Genomic DNA, 20,865 nt, shown 5'->3' with positions numbered 1-20,865 from the left:
CTTCCATGCAGAGTGTTCGTCAGATTGCCGAAGAGATCGTCGCTCGCGAAGGCGGCTATGTGGATGATCCGGATGATCCGGGCGGTGCGACCAAATACGGCGTGACGATCCACACCATGCGACGGCTTGGCCTTGACCTGACCGGGGATGGGATTGTCGGAGCGGCGGATGTGCGCGCGCTGAGCCGGGCGCAGGCGGTCGATATCTTTGTCACGCATTATTTCGAGCGCCCGCGGATTGCGGAAATGCCGTCAGCACTGCAACCGAGCCTCTTTGACATGTACGTGAATGCAGGCGGCAATGCGGTCAAGATTCTGCAGAGGATGCTGCGGGACATGGGCTATTCGGTCGCGGTTGACGGTGCCATCGGGCCACAAACGCTTGCGGCCGCACGGGATGCGGCGGTGCCGGACGGGCTGGCGTTGCGCGACGCCTATGGCGTGGCCCGGCGCAATTACTATTTCCGTATCGCCGACAAGCGGTCGGCAAGCCGGAAATACGCTCGCTCGAAAGCCGGCGGCAAGGGTGGCTGGATCAAGCGCGCCGAAGAGTTCCTGTCGCCCAGGTTCCATATGACACCGGCGCAATTCCAGAGGAGGGTGGCGGCATGGGGTTGATCCAGGGATTTCTGAGCCTGATGTTTGGAACGGGGCGAAATGTGATCCGCGAAACCGCCGAGGTCTTTACCGAAAATGCCGAGGCGAGCGCCAAGCGCGCCGTTTCGGTGCAGGGGCAGGCCATGCAGCAATTCGGAGCCGAGTTCACTCTGCCACGCAGCGGTTGGTTCGACCGGTTCATGGACGGGCTCAACCGGTTGCCCCGCCCGGCGCTGGCGCTTGGAACGCTGGGGCTTTTTGTGGCTGCGATGGTCGATCCCCTCTGGTTCGCCGCGCGGATGCAGGGAATTGCGCTGGTGCCCGAGCCTCTGTGGTGGCTTCTGGGGGTTATCGTTTCCTTCTATTTCGGCGCGCGCCACCAGGTGAAGGCGCAGCAGTTTCAGCGCGAAGTGGCGACCACGATGGCGCGGGTGCCGCAGGTCATGGAGAATATCGACCGGCTTGAACGCATGCGGGCGGATAGCCCCGGGGCCGCCGATCCGGGGCCCGATGTAAAACTCAGCATGGCGGTGCTCGACCCCGGCGACAATCCGGCGCTGGAAGAATGGAAGCAGAAGCGTCGGGCATAGGGGTTGCGACAATGTGATCCTGCCGGGGCGGTGAAAAGCATTGGCCCTCCGCCAGCAGCGGCCTATACCAGTGGGCATGATTACAGAACTTGGTCACTTCGCCCTGATCCTCTCGTTTATGGTTGCCATCGTGCAGATGGTCGTGCCGCTTGTCGGGGCGCATAAGCGCTGGCCGGGCTGGATGGCGATGGCCGACCCCGCCGCCACGGTGCAGTTCATCCTGACAGCGTTTTCCTTTGGCGCGTTGACCTGGGCTTTCGTAACCTCCGATTTCAGCCTGAAGCTGGTCGTCGAGAACAGCCACTCGGCCAAGCCGATGCTCTACAAGATCACCGGAACCTGGGGAAACCACGAAGGTTCGATGTTGCTCTGGGTGCTGATTGTCACGCTGTTCGGTGCGATGGCGTCGTGGTTTGGCGGTGGTTTGCCACCAACACTCAAGGCGCGCGTGCTTGGCGTGCAGGCGGCGATTGCGGTGGCATTCTTCGCCTTCATCCTGTTTACCTCAAATCCGTTCCTGCGCCTCGCCGTGCCACCTTTTGACGGGCAGGACCTGAACCCGCTTTTGCAGGATCCCGGGTTGGCCTTTCATCCGCCGTTCCTCTACCTGGGTTATGTCGGACTGAGCATGGCGTTTTCCTTTGCAGTGGCGGCGCTGATCGAGGGGCGGGTCGATGCCGCCTGGGGGCGTTGGGTGCGCCCCTGGACACTGGCTGCGTGGATATTCCTGACCATTGGAATCTCGCTCGGGTCCTGGTGGGCCTATTACGAACTGGGCTGGGGCGGGTTCTGGTTCTGGGATCCGGTCGAGAACGCATCCTTCATGCCGTGGTTGCTGGCCACCGCTCTGTTGCATTCGGCGATCGTGGTGGAAAAACGCGAGAGCCTCAAAAGCTGGACGATCCTGCTGGCGATCCTCGCCTTCGGCTTTTCGCTCATCGGGACGTTCATCGTGCGCTCGGGTCTGTTGACCAGCGTGCATGCCTTTGCCAACGATCCGGAGCGGGGCGCCTTCATCCTCATGATCCTGGTGATTTTCACGGGTGGCGCGCTGACGCTCTTTGCGATGCGTGCGGGTGCGCTCGAGGCCAAGGGTGTGTTCGGGATCGTCAGCCGGGAAAGCGCGCTGGTGGCGAATAACGTGGTTCTCGCGGTGGCCTGTTTCGTGGTCTTCATCGGGACCATGTGGCCGATGGTTGCCGAGATGTTCTTTGATCGTAAACTCAGCGTTGGTCCGCCGTTCTTCAATCTCGCATTCACCCCGTTCATGGTTCTACTCGGGATCATCCTGCCGGTGGGCGCCATGCTGCCGTGGAAGCGGGGCCGACTGGCACGCGCCATGCGACCCTTGCGCGGCGCTTTCATCCTGGCGCTCGCGCTTGCCACCCTGGTCTGGGCCATGCAGACGGGACGCAGCGCCCTGGGTCCTGTGGGCGTGTTCCTTGGGTCCTGGATGGTATTCGGTGCCCTTGTCGATCTGTGGTCGCGCACCGGGCGCAAGGGCGACCGGCTGGGCCGGTTGCGCCGATTGCCGCGGGCTGACTGGGGCAAGGCCTTTGCCCATGCCGGGTTGGGCATTACCATGTTCGCGATTGCCGGACTGACCGCCTGGGAAGAAGAGGACATTCGGGTGGCGACGATCGGTCAGCCCTTCGATGTTGGTGCCTTTACCTTGACGTTGCAGGACGTGGTCGAGGATACCGGCCCGAACTACCTGAGCACGACCGGCATTGTTTCGCTGGAGCGGGATGATCGTGTTATCGCAGAGTTGCGCCCGGAAAAACGTCAGTATCCTGTTGCCCGGATGCCCACGACCGAGGCGGCCATCGATTATCGCTTGCTACGCGATGTCTATGTCGTCCTGGGAGATCCGCAGGAGGGGGAGGGCTGGATCATGCGGACCTATATCAAGCCTTTCGCCAACTGGATTTGGGGCGGGTGCCTGTTGATGGCATTGGGAGGCGCGCTGAGCCTGTCTGATCGGCGCTTTCGCGTGGCGGCAGGAGCGCGCCGGATCGCGGCGAACGAGGTGCCCGCAGAATGATGCTGCGCCTCGTTGTCGTGCTGCTGTTCTGTGCCTCGGCTGTCTTTGCGGTACGACCGGACGAAGTGCTTGACGACCCGGTGCTCGAAGCGCGTGCACGTGAGCTGAGCAAGGAGTTGCGCTGTCTTGTCTGCCGCAACGAGAGCATTGACGAAAGCAATGCCGATCTCGCACGGGATCTGCGGATTTTGCTGCGAGAGCGGCTGGTTGCAGGCGACAGCGATGAGGCGGCAATCGCCTTTATCGTCGATCGCTACGGAGAATACGTGCTGCTGCGTCCGACAACCGGTGGCTCGAACTGGCTGCTCTGGGCTGCGGGGCCGGTGATGTTGTTGCTGGCGGGGGGCATCGGTCTGCGATACCTGCGCAAACGGGCCGATGCGACCAATCCGCAAGAGGATACGCTGACAGAAGAAGAGCAGGAGAGATTGCGCCGAATTCTGGATGAATAACGCGCCGTTCCTCTTTTCTTGTGCGGTCCGTTGGTTCACTCTGCCGCCGAACAGGCACATGAGGGCACGATGGACTATCAGACAATCAGGGTCGAAATTGCGGACGGGTTGGGCGTACTGACGCTGAATCGTCCCGACAAGATGAATTCGCTGACCGGGCAGATGCGGGCCGAGATCGACTATGCGATGCGGGATATGGCCAAATCGGCGCGGGTGATCGTGCTGACCGGGGCCGGGCGCGCCTTTTGTACCGGGCAGGATCTGGGCGATTCCGGGGATGCCACACAAGTCGATCTTGAACGGGTCCTGCGCGACGAATACGCGCCGATGCTCGAAGCGATTTACGATTGCCCGGTGCCGACCATCGCGGCCGTGAACGGGCCGGCAGCGGGTGCCGGGGCCAATCTCGCCCTTGCGACCGATATCGTGATCGCCAGCGAAAGCGCGTATTTCCTTCAGGCATTTGCGCGGATCGGGCTGTTGCCCGATGCGGGCGGAACGTGGTTCATGCCCCGGCAGATGGGGTTTGCCAAGGCGATGGGTGCGGCGCTTTTTGCCGACAAGATCACGGCGCGGCAGGCCGATGAGTGGGGGCTGATCTGGGAAGCGGTGGCGGACGAGGAATTCGAGGCGCATTGGAAGGCGCGCGCCGGGCAACTGGCGGCGGGTCCGACCATGGCCTATGGCGCCATCAAGCAGGCGATCCGAGGCAGCTTTGGCAACAGCCTGCCCGAACAGCTCGAGACCGAGGCCCATTTGCAGGGACAATGCGGCAAGTCGAGGGATTTCCGCGAAGGCGTGCTGGCCTTCATGGAAAAGCGCGCGCCGTCGTTCGAAGGACGCTGAGCCTGTATCCGGACGGTCATCCGCCTGGAAACTGAAAAACCCGCGGTTCATTCCGCGGGTTTTTCTCTGTTGTTTCTGCGCCGGATGAGTCCGGCATCACGGATCAGCGGTTTTCGATATCGATATAGTCGCGCTGTGTTTCGCCAAGATAGAGCTGGCGCGGGCGACCGATCTTGTTCTGTGGGTCCGCGATCATCTCTTTCCACTGGCTGACCCAGCCGACGGTCCGCGACACGGCAAAGATCGGCGTGAACATGGATGTGGGGAACCCGATCGCCTCGAGAATGATGCCCGAATAGAAATCGACATTCGGGAACAGTTTCTTTTCGGCGAAATACGGATCCTCAAGCGCCTGTTTTTCAAGCTCCTTGGCGACCTGCAGGACGGGGTTGTCCTCGATGCCGAGCAGGTCGAGAACCTCATCGGCGGATTGCTTCATGACGGTCGCGCGCGGATCGAAATTCTTGTAGACGCGGTGGCCGAACCCCATCAGGCGGAACGGATCGTTCTTGTCCTTGGCGCGGGCAATGTATTCCGGGATTCGGTCGGGCGTGCCGATCTGCTTGAGCATTTCGAGACACGCCTGGTTGGCGCCACCATGGGCCGGCCCCCAGAGACAGGCAATGCCCGCCGCGATACAGGCAAACGGGTTCGCTCCCGAGGAGGATGCAAGCCGCACGGTCGAGGTCGACGCGTTCTGTTCGTGATCGGCGTGCAGGGTAAAGATGCGATCCATCGCGCGGGCAACGATCGGATCCACGTGATATTCTTCGGCGGGAACCGCAAAACACATGTTCAGGAAGTTCGCCGCATAGCTCAGATCGTTGCGCGGATAGATGAATGGCTGACCCACGGAATATTTGTACGCCATCGCCGCGATGGTCGGCATCTTGGCAATCAGCCGATGGGTCGCGATCTCGCGCTGGCGTTCGTCGGCAATGTCGGTGCTGTCGTGATAGAACGCGGACATCGCGCCAACCACGCCCACCATGGTCGCCATCGGATGCGCATCGCGCCGGAAGCCACGGAAGAAGTAATGCATCTGCTCGTGGATCATCGTGTGACGGGTGATCGTGGTTTCGAACTCTTCCAGCTCGGATGCGGTCGGCAGATAGCCATAGAGCAACAGGAAGCACACTTCGAGGTAATGCGACTTGCTGGCCAGCTGATCGATGGGATAGCCGCGATGCAGCAGTTCGCCCTTTTCGCCATCAATGAATGTTATGGTACTGTCGCAGCTGGCCGTCGACGTGAATCCGGGATCATAGGTAAAGACATCTGCCTGCCCATAGAGTTTGCGGATGTCGAGAACGTCGGGACCCGCCGTAGGCGAGTAGATCGGCAGGTCGTAGGACGTGCCGTCGATTGTCAATGTCGCGGATTTCGTCGATTCAGTCATATAAGTCCCTTCCTCTTATGTCCACGGGGCGGGGCTTTGCCAGACCCGTGCGGGGGCTTGCCATGTGATGCATGGCACTGCTTTTATCGGCGTCGTGTGACCGGGACATGAACCCCGACTTAACCGGACGCGTCGTTCAGCCTGTTCAGGGTCTCCTCTCGTCCCAGAACAAGCATCATGTCGAACACCGAAGGCGTGACGGCCCTTCCAGCCAGCGCAGCCCGAAGCGGACCGGCGAGCTTGCCGAACTTGGTACCCTGTGCTTCTGCAAAGCTGTTGAGGGTCGCTTCGAGATCGTCTCGCGTCCAGCTAGCATTTTGCAACTGCGGCGTCAATTCTGCCAGTATACCATTGGATACTGAATCAAGCGCCTTCGTCGCCTTCTCATCAGGAACGATGGGGCGGCTCGTCAGTACAAAATGCGCCTTTTCAAGGAGTTCAGGAAAGGTGCGCGCCCGATCCTTAAGGCAAAACATTGCAGATTCAAGATGTTTTCCCTGATCCGGTGTCAGGGGCGTGCGTTGGGCGGCGGCGAGGTAGGCCTCGGTCTCCTGCCGCAGTGCAGCATCATCTGTCACGGCAATGTGTTGCCCCGAGAGGTTCTCGAGCTTCTTGAGATCGAAGCGGGCGGGGCTTTTGCCGATTCCGCTCAGATCGAACCATTCGAGCGCCTGAGCGTCGGTAAAGAACTCGTCATCGCCGTGGCTCCAGCCCAGGCGCGCGAGATAATTGCGCATACCGGCGGCAGGGTAGCCCATCGCCTGATATTCCTGTGCGCCCAATGCGCCGTGCCGCTTGGACAGTTTCTTGCCGTCGGGACCGTGAATCAGCGGAATATGCGCCCAGACCGGGACCGGCCAGTCCATCGCATCGTAGATCATCATCTGCCGCGCGGCGTTGTTCAGGTGGTCATCGCCGCGGATCACATGAGTGACGCCCATGTCGTGATCGTCCACAACCACGGCGAGCATGTAGACCGGTGTGCCATCGGCGCGCAGCAGCACCATATCGTCCAGCTGATCGTTGCGGATGGTGACATTTCCCTGAACCTCGTCCCGGATCACGGTCGTTCCATCCTGCGGCGCCCTGATACGGATCACGTGGGGCGCATCGGGATGGGTCGCGGGATCGGCATCGCGCCAGGGGCTGCGGAACAGGGTGGATTTGCCCTGCGCGCGGGCCTCTTCGCGAAAGGCGGCGATTTCCTCCTGCGTGGAAAAGCATTTGTAGGCCTTGCCCTCGGCCAGCAATTGCCGCGCCACCTCGGCATGACGCGCCGCGCCCTCGAACTGGCTGATCACATCTCCGTCGTGATCGAGCCCGAGCCAGGATAGCCCCTGGAGAATCGCCGCCGTGGCCTCCGGGGTCGAACGCGCCCGGTCCGTGTCTTCGATCCGCAGCAGGAACTTGCCCCCACGGCCCCGCGCATAAAGCCAGTTGAACAGAGCCGTGCGCGCGCCGCCGATATGGAGAAATCCGGTGGGAGAGGGCGCAAAGCGGGTAACTACGGGGTCGGACATGTGCGGGGTTTACCTCTTGGCAGGGGTGTTTGCATATCGTGATGCGACGGTCAGGATGCCCAAAAGGCCGACCCGGCACCATCGCTGTGGTTTGATGAGGCGGATACCGGTTTTTGCGGGCAAACGGAAGAGCGGCATAAGGCGGGACCGTCAGCGGCCCGAGACGCATTTCCGTCGTCAGGCGTGCCGCGAATATCCGATTTCGGTTGCTAACAATTTGATAACCATGCGCCGGCTACCATCGCGCATGTGTGACAAGCCAGACGGCGGAGGTCGGAAATGCGGGGCCTGAGACGGGCGCTGATCTGGGGCGACATGGTGCTGCTCGGTCAAAGGGGCCATCTGTTTCCATGGGCGCCGGTTTGTCTCGCGATCGGAATCGGCAGCTACTTTTCGCTTCCGGTCGAACCCGATGCGTTGGTCTATGCGGCGCTTGGCGCATCGGGTTGCATCTGTGCGGCGGCGGCCATCTGTCGGCCAGGGGGCTGGTCGGCGCTGGCATGGGCGGTGGTTCTTGTCGCGACGGGCTTCGGCCTGTCAGGACTGCGCGCCCATCAGGCCGCCGCTCCGGTGCTGAACTGGCGCTATTACGGCCCCATCGAAGGACGTGTTGTCGCGATAGATCGCAGTGTGTCGGACGCGATCCGGGTGACATTGGATCAGGTCGCGCTGGCGGACGTCGCGCCTGCCCGGCGGCCGGATCGGGTGCGCATATCGCTGCATGGCCCGCCCGTGAAACTCGAACCGGGCCAAAGGATCATGACCACCGGGCATCTTTCGCCGCCACAGGGACCGGTCGAACCTGGCGGTTTCGACTTTCGGCGGCATGCGTGGTTTCAGGGGCTGGGCGCGGTTGGTTATACGCGCAATCCGGTACTGACGGCCCGGCCCGCCCGGATGGGGCAGGACGGTCTGCGCGTGTTCACCCTGCGCATGGCGGCGTCCGAACGGGTGCGCAGCATCCTGCCCGGCGATGTCGGAGGCTTTGCCGCCGCCGTGACCACCGGCGACCGCAGCGGCGTCGGGCAGGGGGCGCTGGATGCGCTTCGTGCCAGCAACCTTGCACATCTGCTGGCCATTTCCGGGCTGCATATGGGGTTGCTGGCGGGCTTCGTATTCGCCCTGTTGCGAATGGGCCTGTCGTTGCTGCCGGCACTGGCCCTGCGCATTCCGGTCAAGAAGGTTGCGGCGGTCGGCGCGCTGGCCGCCGCGGCGGTCTATCTCGCCCTGTCCGGTGGCAATGTCGCGACCGAACGCGCGTTTATCATGGTGGCGGTGGTCCTCGTGGCGGTGTTGGTCGACCGGCGCGCCTTCAGCCTGCGGGCGGTGGCAATGGCCGCGCTGGTGGTGCTGATCCTGCGTCCCGAAGCGTTGCTGGGTCCGGGGTTTCAGATGTCGTTTGCGGCGACGACCGCCCTGATCGCGTTTTTCGGCTGGCTGCGCGATGCCGAATTGCCCAGGGCGCCGGGCTGGGCCAAACCGGTGCTGGGTGTTTTGATGTCGTCGGCTGTCGCGGGGCTTGCCACTGCTCCGGTCGGGGCGGCCCATTTCAACACCCTGTCGCATTACGGGCTGATCGCCAATCTGGTCTCGGTGCCGTTGATGGGCGTGCTGGTGATTCCGGCGGCGGTGGTGGCCCTGTGCCTTGCCCCGTTTGGTCTTGAATGGCTCGGGCTGGTGCCGATGGGCTGGGGTCTGTCGTGGATTCTGGGTGTCGCGCGAACGGTGGCCGGGCTGTCCGGAGCACAGGGCCATGTGCCCGGTCCGGGTCCGCTGGTGCTGCCGATGATCGCACTGGGCATGTTGTGGCTGATGCTGTGGCAGGGGCGGACCCGTTATGCGGGTATCCTGCCGGTTGTCGTGGCCTTTGCCCTGTGGTCACAGGCTCAGCGTCCGGCAATACTGGTGGCGGATAGCGGCGGGCTTGTCGGGGTGATGACCGCCGACGGGCGCGCATTGAGCAAGCCGCGCGGGGCAGGATTCGTGGCGCGCAACTGGCTGGAAAACGACGGGGATGGCGTTGGTCAGGAAAAGGCCGCACTACGGTGGCCGGGTGATGACGGCAAGGTTCGTATCATGACTGCGGGAGAGGCCGAAATCGTCCACGTGATCGGCAAGACCGGTGCGGCGCAGATGGCGGCCTGCACCGGCAATCAGGTGGTGATTGCGTCGGTGCCGCTGAGTCTCGACGGGCCATGCGATGTGTACGATCCCGCACGATTGCTGCGCACCGGCAGTCTGGCGATCACAAAAAACGGCATCATCACCGCGCATCAGGTTGCCGGACAACGGCTGTGGAACACGCGCGCGCCGCCGAAAACCCGTATCGTCAAGGCTCAGTAGGTGCGTATCAACCCAACGAGCTTGCCCTGGACCTTGACCTTGTGCTCGGGCAGCACGCGGGTCTCGTAGGCCGGATTCGCGGCCTCGAGCGCAATCGATCCGTTGCGCCGGTAAAAGCGTTTCAGGGTCGCTTCCTGATCCTCGATCAGCGCGACGACAATATCGCCGTCATTGGCGGCGGCGGTTTCGCGGATGACCACCACGTCACCATCATTGATCCCCGCGTCGATCATCGAGTCCCCACGAACCTCGAGCGCATAATGTTCTCCGGACGCGGACAGCATCTGCGACGGCACGGCGACGTGATTTTCGACATGGCTGATCGCGTCGATGGGAACACCGGCGGCGATCCGTCCCATCAGCGGGACATCCCCGGCCCTGCCTTCCGCCCGTCCCGCAGGCATCGCGCGCCCCGCCGGCGATTTGCCACCTTCGACGACACGCGGCGTGAACCCGGCCGTCGGCTCTCCGCCAAGACTTTCGGGCAGGCGGACAATCTCGATCGCGCGGGCGCGATGTGCGAGGCGGCGGATAAAGCCACGTTCCTCAAGTGCGGTAATCAGGCGGTGGATGCCCGACTTGCTGCGCAAATCCAGCGCGGCCTTCATTTCATCGAAACTGGGAGGCACACCGTCGCGCTGGACGCGCTTGTGAATAAACTCCAGCAAATCCAACTGCTTCTTGGTCAACATTGCCTGAACCTCTTGCCTGTGGGTTTGCGTTTGTTCTAGTCATGTTCCCGGTTTGTGTCAACTCTTTGGCCGGTTGGGTCAGAGCGGCAGGTAATTGACCGCTGTTCCGGCCTGCAACGGCGGATCATCGGGCGCGCGCACCAGGAGCGCGTTGGCTTGCGACAGGATGGTCAGCAGCGAACTGTCCTGATTGTCAAAGGCGGTGACCTGACCGTCCGCGACCACCGCACGCATGTAATGTTCGCGCGGGCCGTTGGCTGGGAGGGGCGCGTCTAGTTGTGCCTGGCGCAGGGGCGGCAACGCGGTCCCGAGGCCCAGCATGGCGCGGATCATCGGCGCGAGGAAGATATGCCCGCACACCATCGCCGAGACCGGGTTACCCGGCAGGCCGACCATCGCGGCGCGACCCAGCCGGCCGGCCATGAGAGGTTTGCCCGGGCGCATCGCGACCTTGTAGAACGACCGCTCCATCCCGAGATCCGCCGCCGCCTGCGCCACCAGATCGTGATCGCCGACCGACGCCCCACCGATGGTCACGATCAGGTCCGCGCCGGTGGCAAGATCAAAGGCGGTGCGCAGCGACGACAGGGTATCGCGGGCGATCGGCAACAGGCGCGCGCTGGCCCCAAGCTGTTCGACCATGGCCTTGAGACCAAAGCTGTTTGACGCGATGATCTGGTCGGGGCCGGGCGTCTCGCCGGGCATGACCAGTTCATCCCCGGTTGCGAGAATCGCGATCACCGGTTTGCGCGTGACCGGGACACGGGCGATGTTCATCGACGCCAGCAGGGCAATATCCTGCGGCGCAAGGATCCTCGGGGCCGAAATCGGTGTACCGCTGGTGAAATCGCCGCCGGCAGGGCGGATATTGGTCTTGGTGCCCGGTTCGTCGGTGATCGTGATAAGGTCGCCGTTGCGGCTGACATCTTCCTGGATGATCACGAAGTCCGTGCCATCCGGAACCGGCGCGCCGGTAAAGATGCGCACCGCCTGACCGGCACCGACCGGACCCTCAAATCGATGCCCGGCGGCGGCTTCGCCGACCACCTTGAACATCGCGTGAAGCTCGACTTCTGTGGATTTGACCGCGTAACCGTCCATCGACGACGCGGCAAAGGGCGGTTGATCGCGCAGGGCGCGGACCTCGCGCGCGAGCACACGCCCCGCCGCGTCGATCAGGTCGACCTCTTCTGCGGGCAGCGGTGCGATCAGGTCGAACAGGGCCGCCCGGGCTTGGGAAACAGGAATCATTCTGCGGTATATCGCCCTGATTTTCCGCCATCTTTCAGGACAACCCGGATGCCGCCGATCCGCATTTCCTTGTCGACGGCCTTGGCCATGTCATAGACTGTCAGCGCGGCCGTGGACACGGCCGTCAGCGCCTCCATTTCAACGCCGGTCTGACCCGTGGTCTTGACGGTCGCCTCGATCGCGACACCGGGCAGGTCCGGCTCAAGCGTCAACTCGACCGAGACCTTGCTGATCGCAAGCGGGTGGCACAGCGGGATCAATTCGGGTGTTTTCTTGGCGCCCATGATCCCCGCCAGCCGTGCAACCCCCAGGACATCGCCCTTTTTCGCCTTGCCTTCGGAAATGATGTCGTAGGTCTCGCGCCGCATGCTGATATGGCCGCGTGCGACGGCCACACGCGCGGTGACCGCCTTGGCGGAAACATCGACCATATGCGCATCACCCTGCGCATCGAAATGGGTCAGCGGCATCTCACATGCCTCCGGGCGTCAGCGGATGGTCAAGCAGCGCACGGGTGGCCGCGGTCACGTCCTGCTGGCGCATCAGGCTTTCGCCGATCAGAAAATCACGCACGCCATAGCGGGCCATCTCGGCCAGTTCCGCCGGGCTGTTCAGCCCGCTCTCGCAGACGATGGTGCGGTCTGCGGGGACCAGCTTGCTGAGGGTGCGGGTCACGTTGAGCGAGGTTTCGAAGGTTCGCAGATCGCGGTTGTTGATCCCGATCAGCCCGCTCTTGAGCTGCGTCGCACGTTCCAGCTCTTGCGCATCGTGCACTTCGATCAGGACGTCCATCTCCCACTCAAGGGCGGTGGCTTCGAGTTCGGCGGCCTGCGCGTCGCTGACGCTTGCCATGATGATCAGGATGCAATCCGCGCCAAGGCTGCGGGCCTCGACCACCTGATAGGGGTCGTACATGAAGTCCTTGCGCAGGGCGGGCAGGGTGCAGGCCTCTCTCGCCTCGGTCAGAAACGTCTTGGCCCCCTGGAAGCTGGGGCTGTCGGTCAACACCGACAGGCAGGCCGCGCCACCGGCCTCATAAGCCTGCGCCAGCGCGGCAGGGTCGAAATCGGCGCGGATCAATCCCTTGGACGGGCTGGCTTTCTTGATTTCCGCGATCAGCCCGTACCCATCCCGGCTCGCCTGTTGCAGGGCGTCGGCAAAGGGGCGCACCGGGCTGGCCATCCGCGCGGCGTTTTCGACCTCATCGATCGGTTGCGCCGCCTTGTCGGCTGCAATCTCTTCAAGCTTGTAGGCCTTGATCTGGTCGAGAATCGTGGCGGTCATGCGGCCTCCTGTGTGATACGCGCGAGCGCGGTGATCTTGTCGCGCGCGGCGCCGCTGTCGATGCTTTCGACAGCCATCGACACGCCATCGCGCAGGGTTTCGGCGGCCTCCGCCACGACCAGCGCAGCGGCAGCATTGAGCAGCACCGCATCGCGATAGGCCGAGGGCGCGCCATTCAGCAGCGCCGCAAAGGCGCGCGCGTTCGCCTCGGGGCTGCCGCCCAGAATGTCCTCGAAGGGATGAACCGGCAAGCCTGCGTCCTCGGGATGCAGTTCGATGTCCTTGACCGCCCCGCCTTCGAGCGCGGCGACCCAGCTCACGCCGGTGATGGTGAGCTCGTCGGTGCCGTCGCTGCCATGCACCAGCCACGCCCGTTCGGAACCGAGCGTGCCAAGCGTTTCGGCCATCGGGCGGATCATCTCGCGCGAGAATGCACCGGTCAGCTGGCGTTTGACCCCGGCCGGATTTGTGAGCGGACCGAGAATGTTGAAGATCGTCCGCGTCCCAAGCTCGGCACGGCTGGGGCCGACATGGGCCATGGCCGGATGATGCATCGGCGCCATCATGAAGGCGATTCCCACTTCATTCAGTGCCTTTTCAACCACTTGCGGGCCGACCATCACGTTGATTCCCATCTGGGTCAGCGCATCCGCCGCACCGGATTTCGAACTCAGGTTGCGATTGCCGTGCTTGGCAACGGTCACACCGGCCCCGGCGACGACAAAGGCGGTGGCGGTGGAAATGTTGAGCGTTCCCTTGCCGTCGCCTCCGGTTCCCACAATATCCATTGCACCGTCCGGGGCTTTGACCGGGTTGCATTTCGCGCGCATCACAGCGGCGGCAGCGGCAAATTCATCAACCGTCTCGCCGCGCGTGCGCAACGCCATGAGCAAGCCGCCGATCTGGCTGGGCGTGGCTTCGCCCTCGAACAGGATGCCAAAGGCGGCCTCGGCCTCGTCACGGGTCAGCGGGCGTTCGGCAGCGGCTCCGATCAGCGGTTTCAACTCATCGCTCATGCCGGGACCTTCAAGTCGTTCAGAAAGTTCTGAAGCAGCGCGTGACCATGTTCCGAGGCGATCGACTCGGGGTGAAACTGTACGCCGTGGATCGGCAGATCACGATGTTGCAGGCCCATGATCGTGCCGTCCTCAAGCTCTGCCGTGATGTGCAGGCAGTCGGGCAGGGTGTCCCGGTCAACGACGAGCGAATGATAGCGGGTGGCCTCGAACGGGCTGGGCAGCCCGGCAAAGACGCCGGCGCCGGTATGGTGCATCTGACCCATCTTGCCGTGGACGATTTCATGACAGCGCACCACCTTGCCGCCAAAGGCCTGACCGATGGTCTGATGCCCGAGGCACACGCCGAGCAACGGCGTGCGGGTTTCGGCGGCGGCCTCGGTCAGGGCCAGGCAGATGCCGGCCTGATCCGGATCGCAGGGGCCGGGCGACAACAGGATGCCTGCCGGCTTCAGGGCCATCGCCTGTTGCACATCCAGCGCGTCATTGCGGTGAATCACGACATCCGCGCCCAGTTCGCCCAGATAATGCACGAGGTTATAGGTGAAGGAATCGTAGTTATCGATCAGCAGCAGCATGGAGCAATCATTCGCCTATGGCGTCCGTAGGAAGCGGTTTTCTCGGTGTACATACATGTTCAGGGTTGCCGGGCAGCGTCAAGTGCGCATAACCACGGGCGGCGCTGCGCGGGCCGGGCGCGGTGGGCGGCGGATCAATCAGACGGAGCAGGACGACATGCGCGGGTTTCTGGGTGGAATTGTCTTGGGGCTTGTCCTGTGCGGGGTGGGTCTTGCGGCGCTCTCGGTCTGGTCGCCTTTGGCGCCCGCGCCCGAACTGATGCCCGTGGCGGTGCAGCCCATGACACCCGCCGGCGCAGAACCGGGGCGCGTTGCTTTGCCAGCGGATCCGGTTGGCCGGCACGAGCCTCCGGTTTCGCCGGCCGCGCACCAGCCGCAAACCGGCGATGTGACCGGCATTGCCGCCATCGAATCCCGGGTTGGAAACCATCCGGCCGCCGGCACGAACGCCGATGCGCCCGCCGCTCCGCAGGCGGATGCGGCGCGGGTCGCGGTGCCGGAACTTTCCGATCCCGTGGTGTCGGGCAACGCCCCGGTCGTGGCCCCGCATCTGCCCGAAAGCGAGCGCGACGGCGAAGCGGATACGGCGGCACCGGCTGGCGTTGGGGCTGCCGACAGGATGGACAGCGCGGAGCGCCTGTTTGCCGGGGGTGGCGATACAGGCCTGCCGTCCGCCATCAGCGTGACCCACGACAGCGTCGTTACCGGCGCGGCTCCGGCGGCGGTCGCGCCGGACACCGTTTCCGATCTGGCACCGGAAGCGCCGGTCCTGTCTGCACCTGTCCCGGATATTGCCGACGAACCCGACCTTGTCGCGGATACGGACGTGGCCGCGCCGACCGTGCCGCAGGTTCTGGCGCGCACCGCGGTGGCACCGGCACCACCGATCACTGCCGCGCCCGCGCCGGAGGCCGCGACGCAGGTTGCGGATCAGCCGGAACCGACCCTGCCGCGCATCGCCCCGTTGCCGCAGGCGGGCGTCGAGAGCGACGTGGCCCGCCCGCTCATCGGTACGCCGGTCATCCCGTTGACAGAACGCGCCAAGCCCATATCCTCGCCACAAGGCGAAACCGGGCAGGCCGCCGACATGCCGCCGCTTCGAAAATATGCCGAACCGTTCGCGAATGCCGGGGGCGCGCCGGTCATGTCGATCATACTGACGGATCAGCGCGACGTGCGGCAGGCGCTCGACATCCTGCGAGATCTGCCCTTTCCGGTGAGCATCGCGGTCGATCCTTCGATGCCCGATGCCGCCGCGCGCATGGCGCAGTATCGCGCGGCGGGCCACGAGGTCCTGGCCCGGATCGAGCTGCCGGACTTTGCCACGGCGCGCGATGTCGAGGTGTCACTGGCGGCGAGTTTCGACATCTTGCCGGAAACGGTCGCCGTGCTGGAAAGCGAAAATGCCCGGTCCGGAAGCGATGTCGCGGTGCAGCTTGTCGCCGCCGTCAACGGCAGCGGCAGGGGTCTGGTGATGCGCAATATCGGGCTGAATGCGTCGCTGCGTCTGGCGCAGGGCGACGGAGCGCCGGTGGCCGCCCTGTTCCGTGAGATCGACAGCCCGGGGCAGGAGTCGGCGGCGATCGAACGCAATCTCGATCAGGCGGTCTTTCGCGCCAGCCAGGACGGTCGCGTCGCGGTCACCGGACGCCTCACGCCGGAAACGGTCGCGATCCTGCGCGACTGGGTTGCCGGTCACCGGGCAAGCCGGGTCGCGCTCGCCCCGGTCTCCGCGCTGTTCGGGGCGGCTGCAAACCCGTCCTAGCCGGTGAACAGAAAGGTCGGAAACCGGGTCAGGGCCGTATCACTTGTCAGGGTGATCGCGCCGTCGGTGCCGCTGCTTTCGGAATGGTCGTAGAACCCGAGCATCTCGGCCAGCGCCGCCATCCGCGCCGCGCGCATATCGGGTGCCAGGAACGGCGCGTGCGTTGAGAGGTACAGCGCCGGGCGCTGTGCCCTGAGCCACGGCAACAAGGCGGGCAGAACATCGAATTCCGCGCCCTCGATATCCATCTTGACGAGCGACACGCCCGAGAGATCCACCGATCCGGCGAAATCTTGCCAGCCGATGGTCAGCACGTCCGTACCCCGCGCCCCATCGGCGTTCAGCAGGCTGGTCATGCTGTCCCCCGGCTCGCCGCCAAAGCTGGCCATGCGGGCGACGCCGACCTGCTGGCTCACTGCGGCGGCAAAGGCGCTGACATTGGTGATGTCGTTCAGCGCGATGTTCCAGGCCAGCGCGCGGAACGCCTCGGGGTCGGGTTCGAAACACCACACATGGCGGGCCTTGCGTGCGCCATAGAGGACCGTCGGGCCGATCCATGCGCCGATATCGAGATAATCGTGCTGCGCGTCGAGGATCCTGTCGAGCACCGCAAAGGTCTCCGGTTCCCAGGAACCCGCCGAGGCCTTGCGCCAGAACTTGCTGTGATAGGGATCAAGCCGGAAAGGTTCGCCCGCCAGCGTCCCGTCGTAAAATCCGCGTGCACGGTACATCATCTTGCGCGCCCTGGTTAGCACCGCGCACCTCCTGTCGTGTTTCGCCTGCGAGCCCTTGACCTGCCCCGAACATCACCGCATGTAACGATGAGTACCGATTTCTATCAAAGTGGGGGGCCGACAATGGCTTTTGAACTACCTGACCTTCCTTATGCACATGACGCGCTCGCATCCAAGGGCATGTCCAAGGAAACACTGGAATATCACCACGACCTGCACCACAAGGCCTATGTGGATAACGGCAACAAGCTGATTGCAGGGACCGAGTGGGATGGCAAATCTCTGGAAGAGATCATCACCGGCACCTACGATGCGAATGCGGTTGCCCAGAGCGGCATCTTCAACAACATCAGCCAGCTCTGGAATCACAACCAGTTCTGGGAAATGATGGGTCCGGGCGATGCCGGCATGCCGGGGGAACTCGAGTCGGCGTTGACCGAGAGCTTTGGAAGCGTCGACAAGTTCAAGGACGAGTTTTCGGCCGCCGGCGCGGGCCAGTTCGGGTCCGGCTGGGCCTGGCTGGTGAAAAAAGCCGACGGTTCGCTGGCGGTGACCAAGACCGAAAACGGTGTGAACCCGCTCTGCTTCGGCCAGACCGCGCTCCTTGGATGTGACGTTTGGGAGCATTCCTACTACATCGATTTCCGCAACAAGCGTCCGGCCTACCTGACCAACTTCCTCGACAATCTCGTCAACTGGGAAAACGTCGCCAGCCGCATGTAAGCAGGCCGGATACCGCACGGACGAGACAGCCCCGCGCCCCGGCGCGGGGCTGTTTTCATCTGCGCCGATGATCTTCCCGGCCAGAGATTTTTGTCGCGACATTGCCTTGCAGGATGTCACCCGGTCGTGGCATCCGGCAACGGTCAGCGGCTTGACCCTCGACATCCGGCATGTCACCGCTGGCCCGGAAGCGCGGGGGGGAACGCATGAGCGATACCGGAAAAGGCATCCTTGCGATGATCGGTGCGGCCGGTATCTGGGGGATTTCGCCGGTCTATTACAAGTTGCTGGCACATATCCCCGCCGCCGAGGTCATGACGCATCGCACCGTCTGGTCACTGGTGTTCTTTGCCGGGCTTCTGGCGCTCCAGGGCCGGTTGGGCGAGATGGCGAGGGTATTGCGCTCACCGCGCCGTTTCGGCCTGATCGTTCTGGCCTCGCTCATGGTTTCGACGAACTGGTTCCTGTTCATCTACGCGACACAGATCGACCGTAATACCGAGACCAGCCTTGGCTATTACATCTATCCGCTGGTTGCAGTTCTGGTTGGTCGTTTTGCCTTTGCAGAACGGCTGGGTGCGGCGCAATGGGTGTCGGTGGTGCTGGCGGCGGCGGGCGTTGCGGTGCTGGCATTGGGGCTGGGTTCCTTACCCTGGATCTCGCTGACGCTTGCGGCCACCTTTGCCCTTTACGGCGTCATCAAGAAGTTGCTGCCGGTCGGGCCTATCGTGTCGGTGACCTGCGAAGTCCTGATCGCGGTGCCGGTGACGCTTGCGGTGGCCGTCTGGCTCTACAGGCAGGGTGACATCGATCCGAGCTATTCGGCGCGTGATCTGGTTTTGTTGCTCGGATCGGGTCCGATTACCGCCTTTCCGCTGATCCTCTTCACGATTGCGGCGCGGCGGGTGCCGATGGCGACGGTCGGTCTGCTGCAATATCTCAACCCGACATTGCAGTTTCTCTGCGCCGTGCTTCTGTTCGGCGAGATCTTTACTCCGTATCATCAGGTGGCGTTCCCGATGATCTGGATCGCGCTCGCGATCTATTCGGTTGCCACCCTGCGTCAGGACAGGGCCGCGCGCAGGGCCTCCATCGCGCCGGTCGGGGTGTCGACCCAGGTGATGAACCCGGCCAGCGATGCATCGGCAAAGCCCTGATCGATGACATGGGCGATCAGGGCCTGCAACGGCTGCCAGTAATCCTCGGTGCCAAGCACGACAATCGGTTTGTCATGCAGCCCGAGCTGCCGCCATGTCAGCGCCTCGAACAGCTCGTCCAGCGATCCGGCGCCGCCGGGCAGAACCACCACAGCGTCGGCATTCATGATCATCACCTTCTTGCGTTCGTGCATGGTTTCGGTGACGACATAACGGGTCAGATCGGTCTTTCCGACCTCGCGTTCCACCAGATGTCTCGGGATCACGCCAAAGGTATCGCCGCCGGCCTTTTGCGCGGCGCGGGCGACTTCACCCATCAACCCGACGTCGCCCGCCCCATAGACCAGCCGCCAATCCTCCCCGGCAATCGCCGCGCCCAATGCGCGCGCCGCCTCTGCATAGGCTGGGTGGGTGCCGTTTCGCGATCCGCAATAGACACAGATGGACTTGACGGGCATGATCGGGCCTTTCACGCTGGTTGCCGGGGAAATGACAGGTTTTGACCGGTGATAGCCGGATTGATAGGCTGGCTCAACCGTGCGCGCGGGCGAGGCTGCGCGTGGCCGGGATGAAGGGAAGATCATGGCTGAACAGTCAGCACCGTCCACACAGGGCGCGCGCCGCTGGATACTCGGACTCCTTGCCGGGGCACTGCTCGCCGGCGGGGCATATTTTCTGGCTGAACGCCTCTTTCAGCGAGCGGTTCCGGGCCCCGAAGAGAGCGTCGCGCCCGTGGCCGAGAACCCGACGGATGGGGACGTACCGACGCAGGTCGCACAGGGCATCGCGCCCGAGGCGGACGCGATCTCGGAAAACCCGACGCTGGAGCCGCCGGTTTTCGATGTCGTCCGTGTCGATCCGGACGGCAATACCGTCATCGCCGGGAGCGCCGCACCGGGGAGCCGGGTTGCCATCCTGATGGGCGATGACACGATAGAGACCCCGATGGCGGGGCCGGATGGTAATTTCGTCAGTCTGCTGTCGCTGCCGGTTTCCGACGCGGCGCGGGTTCTGACGCTGCGATCGGAACGGGATGGCCAGACGGCGGTGTCGCAAGAGCAGATCATCATCGCGCCGTCGCCTGCAAACACGGGGGCGGGGTTGGGCGTGCCCGTCGACGAGACGACGCCGGTGGCGGATGCGAGTGCGGCCCGGCTTGGGGTCACCGATAGCGACATCGGGGCGACACCGGCCGCGACCACGGCGCCCCCGGATGCGCCGCAGCCCGCGCTCGCGCCGGTCACCGCGCCGCCGCAGGCATCGGTCACCGTCCTGCGCGCCGATGCCGACGGGGTCGAAGTGATCCCGCCCGCCGCAGCCGATGCCCCCACCGCGTCACAGGTGGCGCTGGATACGATCAGCTATTCGGCGTTGGGCGAGGTGGTGCTTCGCGGCACGGCGCAGGCCGGTGCCGCGGTTCGGGTCTATCTCGACAACAAACCCGTGACGGACATCGATACAAACGCCAAGGGACGGTTCAGGGGCAAGATCGGCGCGGCGGAGCCCGGCGTCTATACCCTACGTCTGGACGAGGTTGGCCCGGACGGACAGGTGCTCAGCCGCCTGGAGACCCCGTTCAAGCGCGAGTCGCCGGATGCCCTGCAACCGGCGAGCGGCGACGTTCAGGACCCCGGATCGCCGGTACGGGCGGTGACGGTGCAGACCGGCGATACGCTCTGGGCGATCTCGCGCGAGCGCTATGGCGACGGGGTGCTGTATGTCAAGGTGGTCGAAGCCAACCGCGACAGCATCAGGAATCCCGATCTGATCTATCCCGGCCAGGTATTCACCATCCCCGACTGATCCGAACCATGCGGTCGGACAGGGCTGGCAAACCATGTCGGCAGGGCCTATGTCAGGCGAAATCTTTCGGGA

General features: G+C 63.8%; 20 protein-coding genes. 10 read left to right on the top strand and 10 right to left on the bottom strand.

Going from position 1 to position 20,865, the window contains the following annotated elements:
* Positions 1-5: 5 nt before the first annotated feature.
* The 5 genes from AB9K34_RS22480 to AB9K34_RS22460 all read left to right on the top strand — a co-directional run bounded on the left by AB9K34_RS22480 (position 6) and on the right by AB9K34_RS22460 (position 4,528).
* Entirely contained in the window at positions 6-617 is a 612-nt protein-coding gene (locus tag AB9K34_RS22480; protein WP_369956881.1) for a holin-associated N-acetylmuramidase, read from the top strand.
* Positions 608-1,186 (top strand): holin family protein, encoded by a 579-nt coding sequence (locus AB9K34_RS22475; RefSeq protein WP_369956879.1) that lies wholly within the window; start codon positions 608-610, stop codon positions 1,184-1,186. Before AB9K34_RS22480 ends, AB9K34_RS22475 begins: the two co-directional genes overlap by 10 nt.
* Before the next feature lie 76 nt (positions 1,187-1,262).
* Positions 1,263-3,230, top strand: coding sequence for a heme lyase CcmF/NrfE family subunit (locus AB9K34_RS22470; protein WP_369956877.1), 1,968 nt, complete (start codon positions 1,263-1,265; stop codon positions 3,228-3,230).
* On the top strand, positions 3,230-3,682 hold the full coding sequence (locus AB9K34_RS22465) for a cytochrome c-type biogenesis protein CcmH (RefSeq protein ID WP_369957114.1): 453 nt from the start codon (positions 3,230-3,232) through the stop codon (positions 3,680-3,682). Before AB9K34_RS22470 ends, AB9K34_RS22465 begins: the two co-directional genes overlap by 1 nt.
* Positions 3,683-3,751: 69 nt before the next feature.
* A complete protein-coding gene (locus AB9K34_RS22460) occupies positions 3,752-4,528 on the top strand; it encodes an enoyl-CoA hydratase-related protein (RefSeq protein ID WP_369956876.1) in 777 nt (258 codons plus the stop codon).
* 103 nt (positions 4,529-4,631) lie between these two features.
* Here the strand turns inward: AB9K34_RS22460 and gltA are convergent, their stop codons facing one another.
* Together gltA and gltX are read right to left on the bottom strand one after the other, a co-directional pair.
* Positions 4,632-5,927, bottom strand: coding sequence for a citrate synthase (gltA, locus tag AB9K34_RS22455; protein ID WP_369956874.1), 1,296 nt, complete (start codon positions 5,925-5,927; stop codon positions 4,632-4,634).
* A gap of 119 nt (positions 5,928-6,046) precedes the next feature.
* The gene (gltX, locus tag AB9K34_RS22450) at positions 6,047-7,447 is read right to left on the bottom strand and encodes a glutamate--tRNA ligase (protein WP_369956873.1); all 1,401 of its coding nucleotides are present in this window, start codon (positions 7,445-7,447) and stop codon (positions 6,047-6,049) included.
* Positions 7,448-7,726: 279 nt separating this feature from the next.
* Between gltX and AB9K34_RS22445 the strand changes: the two genes are divergently transcribed.
* Positions 7,727-9,790, top strand: coding sequence for a ComEC/Rec2 family competence protein (locus AB9K34_RS22445; protein WP_369956872.1), 2,064 nt, complete (start codon positions 7,727-7,729; stop codon positions 9,788-9,790).
* Here the strand turns inward: AB9K34_RS22445 and lexA are convergent.
* The 6 genes from lexA to AB9K34_RS22415 all read right to left on the bottom strand — a co-directional run bounded on the left by lexA (position 9,784) and on the right by AB9K34_RS22415 (position 14,611).
* Positions 9,784-10,482 carry a transcriptional repressor LexA gene (gene lexA / locus AB9K34_RS22440; RefSeq protein ID WP_369956870.1) on the bottom strand — a complete coding sequence of 233 codons (699 nt, stop codon included), beginning with the start codon at positions 10,480-10,482 and terminating at the stop codon, positions 9,784-9,786. The two genes, AB9K34_RS22445 and lexA, sit on opposite strands and share 7 nt — an antisense overlap.
* A gap of 78 nt (positions 10,483-10,560) precedes the next feature.
* Positions 10,561-11,733, bottom strand: coding sequence for a gephyrin-like molybdotransferase Glp (gene glp / locus AB9K34_RS22435; RefSeq protein ID WP_369956868.1), 1,173 nt, complete (start codon positions 11,731-11,733; stop codon positions 10,561-10,563).
* Positions 11,730-12,203, bottom strand: coding sequence for a cyclic pyranopterin monophosphate synthase MoaC (gene moaC, locus AB9K34_RS22430; RefSeq protein ID WP_369956866.1), 474 nt, complete (start codon positions 12,201-12,203; stop codon positions 11,730-11,732). Before moaC ends, glp begins: the two co-directional genes overlap by 4 nt.
* Position 12,204: 1 nt before the next feature.
* Positions 12,205-13,017 (bottom strand): indole-3-glycerol phosphate synthase TrpC, encoded by an 813-nt coding sequence (trpC, locus tag AB9K34_RS22425; RefSeq protein WP_369956865.1) that lies wholly within the window; start codon positions 13,015-13,017, stop codon positions 12,205-12,207.
* Positions 13,014-14,033, bottom strand: coding sequence for an anthranilate phosphoribosyltransferase (gene trpD / locus AB9K34_RS22420; RefSeq protein WP_369956863.1), 1,020 nt, complete (start codon positions 14,031-14,033; stop codon positions 13,014-13,016). The genes trpC and trpD overlap by 4 nt, the downstream gene beginning before the upstream one ends.
* Entirely contained in the window at positions 14,030-14,611 is a 582-nt protein-coding gene (locus AB9K34_RS22415) for an aminodeoxychorismate/anthranilate synthase component II (RefSeq protein ID WP_369956862.1), read from the bottom strand. Before AB9K34_RS22415 ends, trpD begins: the two co-directional genes overlap by 4 nt.
* An 82-nt stretch (positions 14,612-14,693) precedes the next feature.
* Between AB9K34_RS22415 and AB9K34_RS22410 the strand changes: the two genes are divergently transcribed.
* Positions 14,694-16,376 carry a divergent polysaccharide deacetylase family protein gene (locus tag AB9K34_RS22410; RefSeq protein WP_369956860.1) on the top strand — a complete coding sequence of 561 codons (1,683 nt, stop codon included), beginning with the start codon at positions 14,694-14,696 and terminating at the stop codon, positions 16,374-16,376.
* On the opposite strand, the gene AB9K34_RS22405 is transcribed toward AB9K34_RS22410, so the two are convergent.
* Entirely contained in the window at positions 16,373-17,131 is a 759-nt protein-coding gene (locus AB9K34_RS22405) for an FkbM family methyltransferase (RefSeq protein ID WP_369956859.1), read from the bottom strand. The two genes, AB9K34_RS22410 and AB9K34_RS22405, sit on opposite strands and share 4 nt — an antisense overlap.
* Positions 17,132-17,233: 102 nt before the next feature.
* On the opposite strand from AB9K34_RS22405, the gene AB9K34_RS22400 reads away from it, so the two are divergent.
* Positions 17,234-17,833 carry a superoxide dismutase gene (locus tag AB9K34_RS22400; protein WP_369956857.1) on the top strand — a complete coding sequence of 200 codons (600 nt, stop codon included), beginning with the start codon at positions 17,234-17,236 and terminating at the stop codon, positions 17,831-17,833.
* Positions 17,834-18,039: 206 nt separating this feature from the next.
* Positions 18,040-18,990 carry an EamA family transporter RarD gene (gene rarD, locus AB9K34_RS22395; protein ID WP_369956855.1) on the top strand — a complete coding sequence of 317 codons (951 nt, stop codon included), beginning with the start codon at positions 18,040-18,042 and terminating at the stop codon, positions 18,988-18,990.
* Here the strand turns inward: rarD and AB9K34_RS22390 are convergent.
* On the bottom strand, positions 18,897-19,448 hold the full coding sequence (locus AB9K34_RS22390) for a TIGR00730 family Rossman fold protein (RefSeq protein WP_369956853.1): 552 nt from the start codon (positions 19,446-19,448) through the stop codon (positions 18,897-18,899). The two genes, rarD and AB9K34_RS22390, sit on opposite strands and share 94 nt — an antisense overlap.
* 124 nt (positions 19,449-19,572) lie before the next feature.
* On the opposite strand from AB9K34_RS22390, the gene AB9K34_RS22385 reads away from it, so the two are divergent.
* The gene (locus AB9K34_RS22385; protein WP_369956852.1) at positions 19,573-20,793 is read left to right on the top strand and encodes a LysM peptidoglycan-binding domain-containing protein; all 1,221 of its coding nucleotides are present in this window, start codon (positions 19,573-19,575) and stop codon (positions 20,791-20,793) included.
* Positions 20,794-20,865 lie beyond the last annotated feature (72 nt).

Origin of the sequence: Sedimentitalea sp. XS_ASV28 (genome assembly GCF_041224545.1) — a bacterium.
Classification (GTDB): Bacteria; Pseudomonadota; Alphaproteobacteria; order Rhodobacterales; family Rhodobacteraceae; genus Sedimentitalea.
Note: the sequence above shows the minus strand (reverse complement) of the source record. Positions and strands in the feature narration are given on the sequence as shown.

Coding starts and splice junctions, on each gene's coding strand:
- AB9K34_RS22480 (WP_369956881.1), top strand. CDS start 6: ATGCAGAGTGTTCGTCAGATTGCCGAAGAGATCGTCGCTCGCGAAGGC.
- AB9K34_RS22475 (WP_369956879.1), top strand. CDS start 608: ATGGGGTTGATCCAGGGATTTCTGAGCCTGATGTTTGGAACGGGGCGA.
- AB9K34_RS22470 (WP_369956877.1), top strand. CDS start 1,263: ATGATTACAGAACTTGGTCACTTCGCCCTGATCCTCTCGTTTATGGTT.
- AB9K34_RS22465 (WP_369957114.1), top strand. CDS start 3,230: ATGCTGCGCCTCGTTGTCGTGCTGCTGTTCTGTGCCTCGGCTGTCTTT.
- AB9K34_RS22460 (WP_369956876.1), top strand. CDS start 3,752: ATGGACTATCAGACAATCAGGGTCGAAATTGCGGACGGGTTGGGCGTA.
- gltA (WP_369956874.1), bottom strand. CDS start 5,927: ATGACTGAATCGACGAAATCCGCGACATTGACAATCGACGGCACGTCC.
- gltX (WP_369956873.1), bottom strand. CDS start 7,447: ATGTCCGACCCCGTAGTTACCCGCTTTGCGCCCTCTCCCACCGGATTT.
- AB9K34_RS22445 (WP_369956872.1), top strand. CDS start 7,727: ATGCGGGGCCTGAGACGGGCGCTGATCTGGGGCGACATGGTGCTGCTC.
- lexA (WP_369956870.1), bottom strand. CDS start 10,482: ATGTTGACCAAGAAGCAGTTGGATTTGCTGGAGTTTATTCACAAGCGC.
- glp (WP_369956868.1), bottom strand. CDS start 11,733: ATGATTCCTGTTTCCCAAGCCCGGGCGGCCCTGTTCGACCTGATCGCA.
- moaC (WP_369956866.1), bottom strand. CDS start 12,203: ATGCCGCTGACCCATTTCGATGCGCAGGGTGATGCGCATATGGTCGAT.
- trpC (WP_369956865.1), bottom strand. CDS start 13,017: ATGACCGCCACGATTCTCGACCAGATCAAGGCCTACAAGCTTGAAGAG.
- trpD (WP_369956863.1), bottom strand. CDS start 14,033: ATGAGCGATGAGTTGAAACCGCTGATCGGAGCCGCTGCCGAACGCCCG.
- AB9K34_RS22415 (WP_369956862.1), bottom strand. CDS start 14,611: ATGCTGCTGCTGATCGATAACTACGATTCCTTCACCTATAACCTCGTG.
- AB9K34_RS22400 (WP_369956857.1), top strand. CDS start 17,234: ATGGCTTTTGAACTACCTGACCTTCCTTATGCACATGACGCGCTCGCA.
- rarD (WP_369956855.1), top strand. CDS start 18,040: ATGAGCGATACCGGAAAAGGCATCCTTGCGATGATCGGTGCGGCCGGT.
- AB9K34_RS22390 (WP_369956853.1), bottom strand. CDS start 19,448: ATGCCCGTCAAGTCCATCTGTGTCTATTGCGGATCGCGAAACGGCACC.
- AB9K34_RS22385 (WP_369956852.1), top strand. CDS start 19,573: ATGGCTGAACAGTCAGCACCGTCCACACAGGGCGCGCGCCGCTGGATA.